Source organism: Pararobbsia silviterrae, from assembly GCF_003628125.1.
In the GTDB taxonomy this organism is placed as follows: Bacteria; Pseudomonadota; Gammaproteobacteria; order Burkholderiales; family Burkholderiaceae; genus Pararobbsia; species Pararobbsia silviterrae.
Map to the genome: position 1 here is coordinate 153,149 of NZ_RBZU01000012.1, position 12,086 is coordinate 165,234.

The 12,086-nt window shown below is 63.4% G+C and carries 13 protein-coding genes and 1 pseudogene; 4 read left to right on the forward strand and 10 right to left on the reverse strand.

What is annotated here, in order from left to right:
- Nucleotides 1–58 precede the first annotated feature (58 nt).
- From D7S86_RS22695 to D7S86_RS22725, 7 genes are all read right to left on the reverse strand, one after another.
- Nucleotides 59–811 (reverse strand): SDR family NAD(P)-dependent oxidoreductase, encoded by a 753-nt coding sequence (locus D7S86_RS22695; RefSeq protein ID WP_121089625.1) that lies wholly within the window; start codon nt 809–811, stop codon nt 59–61.
- A 1-nt stretch (nt 812) separates the two neighbouring features.
- A complete protein-coding gene (locus tag D7S86_RS22700; RefSeq protein ID WP_121089770.1) occupies nt 813–1,523 on the reverse strand; it encodes an ABC transporter ATP-binding protein in 711 nt (236 codons plus the stop codon).
- Between the two features lie 95 nt (nt 1,524–1,618).
- Entirely contained in the window at nt 1,619–2,380 is a 762-nt protein-coding gene (locus D7S86_RS22705; protein ID WP_121089627.1) for an ABC transporter ATP-binding protein, read from the reverse strand.
- On the reverse strand, nt 2,377–3,357 hold the full coding sequence (locus D7S86_RS22710; protein ID WP_121089629.1) for a branched-chain amino acid ABC transporter permease: 981 nt from the start codon (nt 3,355–3,357) through the stop codon (nt 2,377–2,379). The genes D7S86_RS22705 and D7S86_RS22710 overlap by 4 nt, the downstream gene beginning before the upstream one ends.
- Nucleotides 3,354–4,253 (reverse strand): branched-chain amino acid ABC transporter permease, encoded by a 900-nt coding sequence (locus D7S86_RS22715; protein ID WP_121089631.1) that lies wholly within the window; start codon nt 4,251–4,253, stop codon nt 3,354–3,356. The genes D7S86_RS22710 and D7S86_RS22715 overlap by 4 nt, the downstream gene beginning before the upstream one ends.
- Before the next feature lie 122 nt (nt 4,254–4,375).
- On the reverse strand, nt 4,376–5,581 hold the full coding sequence (locus tag D7S86_RS22720; protein WP_121089633.1) for an ABC transporter substrate-binding protein: 1,206 nt from the start codon (nt 5,579–5,581) through the stop codon (nt 4,376–4,378).
- Nucleotides 5,582–5,639: 58 nt separating this feature from the next.
- Nucleotides 5,640–6,488 (reverse strand): SDR family NAD(P)-dependent oxidoreductase, encoded by an 849-nt coding sequence (locus D7S86_RS22725; protein WP_121089635.1) that lies wholly within the window; start codon nt 6,486–6,488, stop codon nt 5,640–5,642.
- Between the two features lie 159 nt (nt 6,489–6,647).
- Between D7S86_RS22725 and D7S86_RS22730 the strand changes: the two genes are divergently transcribed.
- Entirely contained in the window at nt 6,648–7,355 is a 708-nt protein-coding gene (locus D7S86_RS22730) for a GntR family transcriptional regulator (protein WP_121089637.1), read from the forward strand.
- Nucleotides 7,356–7,416: 61 nt separating this feature from the next.
- On the opposite strand, the pseudogene D7S86_RS22735 reads toward D7S86_RS22730, so the two are convergent.
- From D7S86_RS22735 to D7S86_RS22750, 3 genes and pseudogenes are all read right to left on the reverse strand, one after another.
- A pseudogene (locus tag D7S86_RS22735) lies at nt 7,417–7,593 on the reverse strand (IS3 family transposase); the annotation flags it as partial.
- A 652-nt stretch (nt 7,594–8,245) separates the two neighbouring features.
- On the reverse strand, nt 8,246–8,692 hold the full coding sequence (locus D7S86_RS22745) for a WapI family immunity protein (protein ID WP_147432429.1): 447 nt from the start codon (nt 8,690–8,692) through the stop codon (nt 8,246–8,248).
- Between the two features lie 360 nt (nt 8,693–9,052).
- A complete protein-coding gene (locus tag D7S86_RS22750; RefSeq protein WP_121089643.1) occupies nt 9,053–9,937 on the reverse strand; it encodes a LysR family transcriptional regulator in 885 nt (294 codons plus the stop codon).
- 101 nt (nt 9,938–10,038) lie between these two features.
- Between D7S86_RS22750 and D7S86_RS22755 the strand changes: the two genes are divergently transcribed.
- The 3 genes from D7S86_RS22755 (at nt 10,039) to D7S86_RS22765 (ending at nt 12,079) form a co-directional block, all read left to right on the forward strand.
- A complete protein-coding gene (locus D7S86_RS22755) occupies nt 10,039–11,031 on the forward strand; it encodes an HPP family protein (protein ID WP_121089645.1) in 993 nt (330 codons plus the stop codon).
- 99 nt (nt 11,032–11,130) lie between these two features.
- The gene (locus D7S86_RS22760) at nt 11,131–11,883 is read left to right on the forward strand and encodes a haloacid dehalogenase type II (protein ID WP_121089647.1); all 753 of its coding nucleotides are present in this window, start codon (nt 11,131–11,133) and stop codon (nt 11,881–11,883) included.
- Nucleotides 11,884–11,935: 52 nt separating this feature from the next.
- Complete coding sequence (locus D7S86_RS22765; protein ID WP_205962873.1) at nt 11,936–12,079, forward strand: hypothetical protein; 144 nt, start codon at nt 11,936–11,938, stop codon at nt 12,077–12,079.
- The last annotated feature ends 7 nt before the right edge of the window (nt 12,080–12,086 follow it).

Here is a 12,086-nt window from a genome sequence, read left to right on the forward strand (position 1 = left end):
GCAGGGCCTGTGTCCGCCCGGTGAAGGCGAAGTGAGGCCCGCGCAATCGGACTTGAACTCAGGCCGCCAGAAAACCGCCGTCCACGGGCAGCACCACGCCATTGACATAGCTCGCCATCTCGGAGGCGAGGAACACGATCGGCCCGACGATCTCTTCGGGTTTGCCGCCGCGCTTGGCCAGGACCCGGTTCATGTACCAGTCGGTGCCGCCCGGCGTTTGCAACTGGTGCGTGACGAGCTCGGTCAGCATGAGCCCCGGCGCGACCGCGTTCACGCGCACGCCGTACGGCGCCAGATCGCGCGCGAGGACCTGCGTGAGCGAGCGCACCGCGCCCTTCGATGCGACATAGCCCGCGGTCGAGGGGCCGGCCACGTATGCGACGATCGACGACAGATTGACCACACAGCCCTTGCTTTGCTTGAGCGCCGGCACGAAGGCATGCGTGACGTTGAACAGGCCTTGCAGATTGACCTCGATGACGCGGTCCCAGACCTCGGCCGCGTTGTCGTCGTCGATGCGCGCCTTGCCCGTGATGCCCGCGTTGTTCACGAGGACGTCGATCGGTCCGAGACGTTCGGTCAGCGATTGCGCGAGCTGTTGCGTGGCCTTGCGGTCGGTCACGTCGAGTGTTTCGGCCCAGGCCTCGCCGCCGTCGGCGCGAATCGCGTCGGCCACGGCCTGTGCTTCTTCGCGGCGCACGTCGAGCACGATGACGCGCGCGCCTTCGCTCGCGAAGCCGCGCGCCGTCGCCGCCCCCAAGCCGCCGCCGCCGCCCGTCACGAGGACCAGCTTGTTCTCTGCCAATTTCATGTCATACCCCGAGGTAAGCCCGGCGCACCGCCGGGTCATTCAAGAGATCCTTCGATGCACCGTGGAGATTCATCTCCCCGTTCTCAAGGATGTAGGCGTAGGTCGAGACACGCAGCGCGAGTCTCACGTCCTGTTCGACCACGAGGATCGTGAGACCTTGTTCGCGATTGAGGCGCTGGATGATCTCGAAGATCTGTTCGACGAGCAGCGGCGAGAGGCCCATCGACGGCTCGTCGAGCAGGATCATGCGGGGCCGCGCCATCAACGCGCGGCCGATCGCGAGCATCTGCTGTTCGCCGCCCGAGAGCGTGGAGGCGCGTTGCTCGCTGCGCTCCTTGAGCCGCGGAAACATCGTGTAGACGCGCTCGAAGTCGTCGGCAATCTCCTTGCGCGCCGACTTGCGCAGGAACGCTCCGAGTTCGAGGTTCTCCCGCACGCTCATGTCCTTGAAGACCTCGCGGCCTTCGGGCACCTGCACGAGGCCGCGCCGCACGATGTCGTCGGACGGGGCGCGGCTGATGAGCTCGCCGTCGAAACGGATCTCGCCCGCCGACGGCTCGATGAGATGCGAGATCGCGTTGAGCGTCGTGCTCTTGCCCGCGCCGTTGCTGCCGAGCAGCGCGACGATTTCGCCGCGCGGGACTTGCAGCGACACGTTCTGCAGGGCCTGGATCGCGCCGTACGACGCACTCACGTTGCGGACGTCGAGCATCAGGTCCGTGCCCGGGGACGCGGCGCTCCGGTCGCTGCGCATCGGATCGGCGGCCGCTGAAGCGGTCATTGAAGGACTCACGGTGGTGGTCGCGGTCATTGCGCGGCTCCCTTGCCCAGATAGGCTTCGATCACGCGCGCGTCGCTGGCGACTTCGGCGGGCGTGCCTTCGGCGATCTTCTGGCCGAACGACATGACGGTGATGCGGTTCGAGATCGACATGACGAGCTGCATGACGTGTTCGACGAGCAACACGGTGATGCCGTCGCGCGTCGTCAGTTCCTTGAGCAACCGGTCGAGGTTCTCGATGTCGCGATTGCGCAGCCCTGCCGCGGGTTCGTCGAGCAGCAGCAAACGGGGCTTGAGCGCGAGGGCGCGTGCGAGTTCGAGCAGCTTCTGGTGACCGAAGTCGAGTTCGCGCGCCGTCGTGTTACGGTCGTGCGTGAGGCCGACGCGTTCGATGAGGCTGTCGACGAGGTCGCGCGTTTCGGCGTTCGGACGCCGCAGCAAACGCCCGAGCGTGCCGGCGCTGTGCGGATAGCAGCCGAGCAGCACGTTTTCGTAGACGCTTAACTGACCGAACAACTCGAGGTTCTGGAACGTGCGCGCGACGCCGAACCGCGCCATATGGCTGGCGGGCGCGTGCGACACGTCCTGGCCGTCGAGCACGATGCGCCCGGCCGTGGGTTGGTAGTAGCGCGAGATGCAGTTGAACGTCGTCGACTTGCCGGCGCCATTCGGTCCGATCAGCGCATGGATCGTGCCGCGCTGGACTTCGAACGACAGGTCGTTGACCGCGGTCAGACCGCCGAAGCGCACCGTGATGTTCTGAACATTGAGAAAAGGTGCGGCGCTCATACGTGGTCCTCCTTCGCGGCGCCGCCGCCGAGCCCCTGTTGTGCCGCCGCGCGCGCGACACGGCGCTTGCGTTCGGCGAACAGGCCGTTGGGCTTGAACATCATGAATCCCATCAGGATCAGACCGTAGATCACTTCCTGGACCGAGGGCGCCTCGCGCAGCAGCTCCGACAACACGCCGAAGGTGATCGCGCCGGCGACCGCGCCGCGAACCGAGCCGATGCCGCCGACGACGACCATCGTCAGCACGAGGATCGTCGTCTGGAAACCGAGGCTTTCGGGGTTGATGTACGAGACGAACAGCGTATACATGCCGCCCGCGATGCCGGCGAACGCCCCCGAGATCGCAAACGCCGATTGCTTCATCGCGCGTGCGTTGATGCCCATCGCCGTCGCGGCCACATCGCTTTCGCGCACGGCGCGCAGCGCCGAGCCGAACTGCGAGCGCGAGAGCGCCGCGGTCAGCCACAACATGAGCGCCGCCAGAATCACGACGAACGGGTAGGCCTGCAGGTCGTTCGTGAGCTTGAGCCCGAAGAAGACCGCCGGCGACAGACGCATGCCGTTGGAGCCGCCGGTGACGTCGTTCCAGTTGAGGAAGACCCATTGCATGGCTTCGCCGAACGCGAAGGTCGCGAGCGCGAGATAGATGTCGCGCATGCGCAGCGCGAGAAAGCCGATCACGTAGCCGATGACCGCCGACAGCAGGCCGCCCGCGAGAATCGACACGACAAACGGCGGATGCCATGCCGCGTTGACGATGCCCGCGGTATAGATGCCGATGCCGTAGAACGCGGTGTGCGACAACGCGAACTGACCCGCCTCGCCGATGACCATGTGCATGCCGAGCGCGAGCACGACGAACACCATGAGCAGATTCACGACATACAGTACATAGCCCGTGACCGTGAACGGCAACGCGCAGAGTACGACAAGCGCCGCAAGCAATGCGACGCGGTTGAACGTGGCGTTTTTCATACCTTCTTCACCTGTACCTTGCCGCCGAGCAGACCTTGCGGGCGCACGATCAGCGTGACCAGGATCGCGAGGAACGGCGCGACGACGATCGCGTTCGTCGAGACGAACAGGCCCACGAGGTTCTCGACGATGCCGATCAGCAGGCCGCCGAGCACCGCGCCCGGCAGACTCGTGAAACCGCCGACGATGGCCGCTGCGTACGCGAGGATCGCGATATGGGCGATGTCGGGCGTCACGAGCACCTTGGGCATGATCAGCAGTGCCGCGATCGCCGAAATAAGGCCCGACATCGCCCAGACCATCATGCGGATGCGCGACAGCCGGATGCCGACGATCTGCGCGGCACGCGGGTTCATGCCGACCGCGCGCATCGCCTTGCCGATCCGCGTATGCGTGAACATGAGGTAGATCAGCACCATGACGACCATGGCCGCGACGAAGATCGCGATGTCGAGTCGGCTCACGACGGCGTCGCCGATCTGCACGGGGTCGCTCGAAATGAGCGCGGGCAGGGAGCGCGGCGTATCGCCGAGGCCCGTCAGGCTGACCAGACCCTTGAGCGCGTAGGCGAGGCCCAGCGTCGCGATGACGAACTGGACACCGACGCCTCGTGCGCGCGTGACGCGTTCCATGACCACGCGCTGAAACACCGCCGCGAGCGCGGTGATCGCGACGAGCGTCAGCGGGATCACGGCGGCATAGCTCAGATGCGCCGCAAGCAACAGCAGGGCGACATAGCCGCCCGCCATGAAAATTTCGCCCTGTGCGAAGTTCGGCACATCGGTGGTCTTGAATACCGCGACGATCGCGAGGGCGAGCAGCGCATAGACGCTGCCCGTCGAGAGCCCCGACAGCACGCCTTGCTGCAGGAACAACCAGATATCACTGAGGCTCATGTCAGTCTTCCACTGCGCTCGCGAACGACATGCCGCGAGGCATGAAACAAGCCGGTAGGCGCCCTCGGCCACGTGTCGCGTCTGATAACGCGACACGTGGCCGAGGGCGGGCATCCACTTCTTTACTTCGTGTAGGTCCAGGCACTCGTATAGGTGCCCGGCACACGCGTCTGGGTCGTGCCGTCGAACTTCATGTAGATCGCCGACTTCTGACCCGCGTGATCGGTCGGGGTGAAGACGATCGGGCCCGCGGTGATGCCGGTGTCGAGGTTCGTGTGAGCGAGTGCGTCGGCCACCTTTTCGCGCGTCAGATCGGGGCCGACTGCCTTGAGCGCATTGACGATGACCATCGCCGGCGTGATGCCTTCAGGCATATAGGTCGTCGGGTGGCCCGGCTGCGACGCGAGGTCGGGGTAGGTGGCCTTGTACATGTCGTAGACCCACTTGAGCTTGTCGCCGCCCGGCACGTCGGACAGCAGGCCCTGGGTGTAGACGTTCGCGAACGCGGCCGGGTCGCCGACGTTCGCGGCGAGCTGCTTCGTGTCGGCCGTGCCGTTGACGCTGATGATGATCGGCTTGTTGAAGCCCAGTTCATGCGCCTTCTTGATGAAGAGGCTCGTCGGGCGATCGTAGACGGCGAGCACGAGCACATCGGGGTTCGCCGCGCGGATCTTGAGCATCGGCGCCGTGACGTCGGTCAGCGTCGGGTTGATCGACTGCACGTCGAGCGTGGCGCCGTTCTTCTTCGCCTGGAATTGCGCGGCTTCGAGGTTCCACGAACCGTAGGCGTCGTCGTGGTTGATGTAGCCGATCTTCTTGGCCTTCAGGTGTTCGGTCGCGAATTGCACGATCGAGCCGCCCACGGCGTACTGCGAGATCGACAGCGCGCCGAAGATGTACTTCGACGGCGGATAGAGCGCGCCGTCGCCCGAGGCGGCCTGCATGACGAGCGGCACCTGCGCGCGATCGATGTAGTCGCGCGCGCCGACGACGGCCGACGAGCATCCGCCGCCGTTGAGCATGAAGACCTGATCCTGTTCGACGAGCTTCTTGACCGCGGCCAGCAAATCGTTCGCGTTGCAGCGGTCGTCCTCGATCACGAGTTCGATCTTGCGGCCGTTGATGCCGCCTTCCTTGTTGATCTTGTCGTAGTACATCTTCGCCGCGTTGATGACGTCGAAGCCGTAGGCCATCGAGTTGCCCGACAGCGGTCCGAACATGCCGATCTTGATGGTCTTGTCCGTCAAGCCCGGCTCGCTGTGCGCGCTCGCGCTGAGGACGACGGCAGCGGTGGCCAGCGTCGCGGCGAATACCTGTTTGATTCTCATGCGGGTCTCCTAGTGAATCGATTTGTTTGATATAGGCGATTGACGATGGCGAATTGCCTCAGGCCACGGACGACGCCTCGGCGTCCTGTTTCTCGAAACCCGGGCGCGGGATCAGTCCGAGCCAGGCCTGTGTCAGCGCCCCGTCGACGAGAATTTCCTGCCCGCTGATGTAGTCGGCGCGTTCGCTCGCGAGGAACAGCACGGCGCCGGCGATGTCCTCGGGCGTGCTGATGCGGCGCGCGGGCACGATTTGCTCGCGGCGCTCGCGGACGTCGGGATTGGCGTAGATGCCTTCGCTCATCGGCGTGCGGATCATCGCGGGACTGACGACGTTGCTGCGCACGCCTTGCGCGCCGAGTTCGACGGCGAGCTGGCGCGACAGCATCATCACGCCGGCCTTGCTTACGCTGTAGGCGCCGCCGTAGGGCTGCGGAACGCTCGCCGAGATCGAGGCGATATGCACCATCGAGCCGCCGCCGGCCGCGACCATTTGACGCCCGAACACTTGGGAGCACAGCAGATAACCCGACAGATTGACCGCCAGCAGCCGATTCCACTTGTCGAGCGAGATATCGAGCAGGGCGTCGGCGAAGAGCACGCCAGCGTTGTTCACGAGCAGCGTGACCGATCCGAACGCCGCCTCGATCTGCGTGGCTGCCTGAAGAATGCTGTCCGCTTGCGTTACGTCGCAGGCCAGCGACATGACATCGGCACCCGTTTTCGCGATTGCGTCCGCGACGCCTTTGACGTTATCCAGATCGCGATCGAGCAATGCCACGCGCGCACCGGCTTCAGCGAGTTGGCGCGCGACCTCGGCACCGATGCCGCCGCCGGCGCCCGTGACTGCGCAGACGCGCCCTTTGAGTCCGAGCCAGTCGCGGTTCGATGCGGCGCCTGCGTGCTTCATGTCGATGCTCCAGCCAATAGATGAGGTTTCAGCATTATGTATACACAGATATCTTTTTCCTTCGGTATTTACCCTTAATTTCTCTGAAAAATCCACGATATGTATACTTGGCGGGTGTAGTCTATACTCGCCCGAAAATACAAAACCCGTCGACATTTCATGCAAACACTGGCCCAGAACGTCACGGATACGCTGCGTGACTGGATTCTTCACGGGGAAGTCCGGCCCGGTGCGCGGCTCGAGGAGATCCCGCTGGCGGAGCAGCTCGGCGTGTCGCGTACGCCGGTGCGCGCGGCGCTCGGCACCCTAGCGACCGAGGGTTTGATCGATCATCAGCCCAAGCGCGGGTATCAGGTCCGGGCGTTCAATATGGAAGAGATCGTGGCGGCCTATGAGGTGCGCGCGGTCCTCGAGGGGCTCGCGTGCCGCAACGCGGCGTTACGGGGCCTGCCGCAAGAGCAGGCGCGGCAGCTCAAGGACTGTCTGGCGACCGGCGACCGGATCCTTGCATCGGGGACGTTGCAGCCGGAGGACCACGAGCCCTATCAGTTGATGAACGTGACGATTCACGACACGTTGCTGGCCGCGTCGGGCAATCCGTGGGTGACGCGCTTCGCGGAGCAGGCTCAGCACATTCCGTTCGCCTCGGACCGGATCGTGCTCTGGGACGATCACGCGATCATTCTTCGATCGCACGGGGACCATCACCGCATCATCGAAGCCGTGATGGCGAGAGACGGACAACGGGCTGAGCAATTGATGCGCGAGCACGTCTATTACGCGGGGATCATCCTGCGTCGCAACTACGAGCAGGTGCTTGCGGCTGACGAGGCGGGTGCGCGCACGAGACGGGAGCACGCGCGATAAGTATTCGCGGAGATTACATATTGCTGCGTATCCTGCTTCCTGGCGCGCGTATGCATATCCGTGAGCCCCTATCGCTGAGCCATTCGATTTCGCTCGGCGCATGCAACATATCGGCGAAGCGATTTTCGATCGCAGCGAGCATGACGTCACGCACCGCGTCACCGCTATGGCCGCCGGTCGTTGCGGCCCAGCTCATCGCTTCTCGGTCGCGGCAATCGAGAGTGAACATCACGCGAAGGCGTAAGCGCCCCTGTCAAGGAGACATCGGTCGATAGATGTTCGAGGCGATGGTTAGCCGAGGCATGTACTGCGTCGGCGGGACGTCGTCGCCCAACGATTCGTGGGGACGGTCGTCGTCGGAATGAATGTCGGCGCAGGGTTGCATAGGATCGGTGATCCCGAGGCCCTGATCGGATTTCGCAGTCCCCTGATCCGCACGCGCGGCACCTGTAGCGGCGAGTCTGTTCCCGAATATCCTGAGCTCGCGATACGTCTGTCCAGCAAGGTAGCAGGCGATTTTGTCTCGCAATGACGGCACTGCGCGCGGAGGGCTGCGGCGAAAGTTAAACGGTTTCGCAGAGACCGAGCACCGATTGGGGGCTGTGATCTGCGGACACGCAAGGGACTTACTTAGTTAAGGACGTTGATGTACTTTGACAGGTGAACGGCGGGGGAGAGGATAAAAAATCCTTAACGATCGAAGGCGATCGGATACCTTGTCGTACTCGAACGGCTGGCCGTCTATTGAGCCCATGCAATCGGTGCGAGCGGGCTGGCTGAACAGGTGTAGAAGACCGAGTTCGGCCAGGAGGGGACATCCACGAGAGTCCGCATTGGAGCAGCATAGTGCTTTCACTAACTTTCTCGCGGGTCGCGGAGATCGCTGCAAATCAATCGTTGTTGTGCCCTGGACTTCGGACTGGATACTCGGCCAGAAGCTCCCGGCATTGCAGGATGATTGCGGGCAAGAACGTCTGGTCAATCGATCCCTTGAACTCATGCGCCTCCGCCATGTGGTCGGGCGTGATATGAATCTCCACGTCAATGCGCCCACCTGTGCTTGCAGTCAGCGTGGCTGCGAGATTGGGCTCCATGCATTGGAGTTTGGCCGCACCGGACAGAGATTCGTAAAGGCGCTCGCATCCTTCCAACAAGCCCTCGACTTCACTCAAATGAACGATGGGACCCATCACTGAAACAGACGACCGAGAGGAGTCGTATTGTGCTGTCACGTGCAACCAATTCCCATCCCAATAGTCCTCAGCCGCAGGGAATTGACGGCGATGAACCCAAAGTTTCAATCCCGCAATCTGCAAGGTGGGTTGGTCTAGATTCATGTCGGTTTGCGCGTGTATCCCGTGGCATTCAGATGGTGTGTTCCTCGCGGGATAGAGACGCGAGTATATAGGTGCGTACTTCGCGCGCGCGAAGGGCCGATTTCGGGCAATCGACCTTGCACCAGCGACCGACCGCTCGGGGTCGAACTCGGTCGGCCATCGAGCTGCCGAGTTTGACCGAGAGGCGCTTGCCCTCAAGCACGCTGCAATCGCCTTTCAAGCGAAAAACGACGCTCATCGATGGCGTGTGCGGCACCTCATAGGCCAATGAACCCCCCTTCTTTCAACGGACGAGCGACATGCTCACTCCGGTTCGCAAAGACCATCGGCACCGAGATCGAAGGAGGCATCGCAACACGACTAGACGCGCTTGTTCGGCAGAGACTCGAGGCCGGGATGGTCCGCCACGATCTTCGCGATGAAGTCCATCACGGCGCGCACAGGCGGCGTGCGGCGAAGATCACGATGGACTGCGATCCAGATGTCGCACGAGAACGGCTCGGCGTCGGGTGCGACCCGTTGCAGTCTGGCGTCGGTATCGCCGATGAAGACGGGCAGGCCGGCGACCCCGGCGCCTGCCTGGGCGGCCGTCAGATGACCATTGACGTCGTTGATTTCGCAGGCGGATGCGCGCTCACCTTGAAAACGCGCTAACCATTGCCGCCGCGGCACATCCGCAAAACCCTCGTTGTACGTGATGAATTCCCACGCCGGCGGATGGTGGAGATGAATGTATTGCCGGCTCGCATAGAGACCGAACGGCATGCGCCCGATCTTGCGCACGACACTCGATGGTTCCTCCGGCCTGGAGAGTCGGAGGATCACATCGGCCTCGCGTCGTGCGAGTGACACCTTGCGCGTCTCGCTGGAAACCGATATCCGCACCGCCGGGTTTTGCTGGCGAAAGCTGGCCAGACGTCCGGCCAAAAAATTTGCGACCAGAACCGGCGGGGCGCTGAGCGTGACCGTGCCGCTCAAGGGCGAGCGGCTTGCGTCGATCAAGCGCTCGATGGCATACGCGCTCTCTTCCATGCCTTGCGCGAGTTCGACCACGCGCTGCCCGATGGGCGTCAATCTGCACGCTCGGGGCAGGCGTTCCAACAGACGGACCTCGACCTGTTCTTCCAGGCCGGCCAGACGCCGGCTCACCGTCGCGTGATCCACGCCGAGATGGCGCGCGGCGCCCGATAGCGATCCGGTATGCGCGACCGCCAGCAGGTAACGAAGATTTTCCCAGTCGATCATCTGTGCGATTTTGCAGATAAGGTATGCAAGTTTGAGGATTTTCGCATGAAGGCCATTTCCATAGTATGGCGACCTCACGATCAGCTTTCCCTTGATTCCAGATGAGCTTGTCAACGCATGACGGACTTCGCGGCACACACGCCCCGGCGCTTTTCATCGGCGGGTCGCTGACGCTCTTCCTGCTGGGTGGGCTCGCGAAGATCGCGCTGATCACTGGCGTGCTGTATCTGCTGTTCCCTGAACTCGCTGCGCTCAGCTATGAGGTCTTTGTACAGCCGGCCGGTGCGTGGGCGCGCGCGCCGTTCATGCTGGCGGTCACGCCTGCCGTCACCGCGGCGATCGGCACCGGCCTCGCGCAGACCATGCGCTATGGCCTGACTTCGGTCGCGATCAGCATCGCCGCCGCCGTGCTGATCGTCAGATTGATGCGCTCGCCGATTGCGCCGGCCGTTTCAGCGGGCTTTCTGCCGATGGTGTTCGGCATCACGAGCGGGTGGTATCCGGTATCGATTGCTGTGGTCACCTGCGCGCTCGCGATCGCATCGTTGATCCATCGGCGTGCGCGGGGCGCGATCGCGGCAGGGCCGACCGAGGCAACGCACGCTGCGTCGAAGTTCGCCGGCATCGCGCCGCCGGTTCGCCCCGAAGTCTGGTTGCCGGTCTTCGCTGCGTTTCTGCTGCTCGCGTATGGGCTCGCCACGGTCACGGGCTTGCGGCTGGTTCTGTTCCCGCCGCTGGTGGTGATCGCGCTGGAGCTGTTCGCCCATGCAAACGCCCGCGCCTGGGCGAAGCGCCCGCTCGTCTTGCCGATCGTCTGCACGATTGCGGCGAGCGCGGGTGTCGCCATGCTGTCGCTGTTCGGGCTCGGCACAGTGTCCGTCGTCACGTCGTTGCTGATCGTCATGGTGACGATGCGCGTCCTGCGCCTGCACTTTCCGCCCGCGCTGGCCATCAGCCTTCTGCCGCAGATGCTTGCGCATCCGGACTGGCATCTGGTGCCGGCGGTGCTGATCGGAACCACGACGCTGGTGGCGGTGTTTCTGCTTGCGCGGCCGCTGTTGCGCGCGCCGCGAGACGCGATGGAAGCCTGCTGATCGCCGTCATGAAGTGAGGGACTCAGAGGCGCGTGTTCAACGCGTCGTTCGCAATATCGAGTCACCGTTATCGACGCATTTTCAATCGAGGCAAGCATCATGAACCGACGGCATTTCATCGGCGCGCTCGTGGCAAGCGCTGCCGCGGGCTCAGTCAAAGCCGCGCCTGTATCGGCCGCAACGCACGGAATCAAGGCCGTGGCGTTCGACGGTATCGCATTGTTCGACCCGAGACCGATTTTCGCGCTCACGGAGCAGATGTTTCCGCAGCGAGGGGCCGCACTCGTCGCCACATGGCGTGCACGGCAGTTCGACTACACGTGGTTGCGCACGATGATCGGCCGCTACGTCGATTTCATGCAGGTGGCCGATGACGCATTGACCTTCGCCGCCGACGCGGAAAAGTTGGCGGTCACCACGCAGCAACGTCGGCAGTTGCTGGCCGGCTTCATGACGATGAAGGCGTGGCCCGACGTGGCGCCGGCTTTACGCACGCTCAAGCAGCGCGGCCTGGGTCTGGCACCGCTCACGGACTTCAGTCTGCCCATGCTCGACGCCGCGATCAGCAATTCGCAGCTCGACGGTGTGTTCGATCATCTGCTGTCGACCGATCTCGTGAAGGCCTATAAGCCCGATCCGCGTTCCTATCAGATGGGCATCGACGCGTTCGGTCTCTCACGCGAAGAGATTGCATTCGTCGCGTTCGGCGGGTGGGATGCGGCGGGAGCAAAGGCCTTTGGCTACCGTACCCTGTGGGCCAATCGTCTCAACATGCCGACCGAGCGCCTGGGCGTCGTGCCGGACAGGATTGCCCCGGATTTCATAGGGCTGCCCGAGTTCGTGCAGGGCTAGCAAGATCGGCAGTATTCGGCTGTTGCTGCCGTGCGTACTCAGTGAGAAACCTGTGTTTCATCCATGCGCTCAAGCGCGTGCGTTGCTGCGCGGCGAGGTCGAAAAACTCGACATTCGGCTGCGCGAACTGAGTGAGACGCGAGTCGTCGTGAGCCTGCTCAAGTCGATCGACACCAACGAGACTTTGCCGCTCTGATATTTTT

Coding starts and splice junctions, on each gene's coding strand:
- D7S86_RS22750 (WP_121089643.1), bottom strand. CDS start 9,937: ATGATCGACTGGGAAAATCTTCGTTACCTGCTGGCGGTCGCGCATACC.
- D7S86_RS22730 (WP_121089637.1), top strand. CDS start 6,648: ATGCAAACACTGGCCCAGAACGTCACGGATACGCTGCGTGACTGGATT.
- D7S86_RS22755 (WP_121089645.1), top strand. CDS start 10,039: ATGAGCTTGTCAACGCATGACGGACTTCGCGGCACACACGCCCCGGCG.
- D7S86_RS22760 (WP_121089647.1), top strand. CDS start 11,131: ATGAACCGACGGCATTTCATCGGCGCGCTCGTGGCAAGCGCTGCCGCG.
- D7S86_RS22710 (WP_121089629.1), bottom strand. CDS start 3,357: ATGAAAAACGCCACGTTCAACCGCGTCGCATTGCTTGCGGCGCTTGTC.
- D7S86_RS22695 (WP_121089625.1), bottom strand. CDS start 811: ATGAAATTGGCAGAGAACAAGCTGGTCCTCGTGACGGGCGGCGGCGGC.
- D7S86_RS22705 (WP_121089627.1), bottom strand. CDS start 2,380: ATGAGCGCCGCACCTTTTCTCAATGTTCAGAACATCACGGTGCGCTTC.
- D7S86_RS22720 (WP_121089633.1), bottom strand. CDS start 5,581: ATGAGAATCAAACAGGTATTCGCCGCGACGCTGGCCACCGCTGCCGTC.
- D7S86_RS22745 (WP_147432429.1), bottom strand. CDS start 8,692: ATGAATCTAGACCAACCCACCTTGCAGATTGCGGGATTGAAACTTTGG.
- D7S86_RS22715 (WP_121089631.1), bottom strand. CDS start 4,253: ATGAGCCTCAGTGATATCTGGTTGTTCCTGCAGCAAGGCGTGCTGTCG.
- D7S86_RS22725 (WP_121089635.1), bottom strand. CDS start 6,488: ATGAAGCACGCAGGCGCCGCATCGAACCGCGACTGGCTCGGACTCAAA.
- D7S86_RS22700 (WP_121089770.1), bottom strand. CDS start 1,523: ATGCTCGACGTCCGCAACGTGAGTGCGTCGTACGGCGCGATCCAGGCC.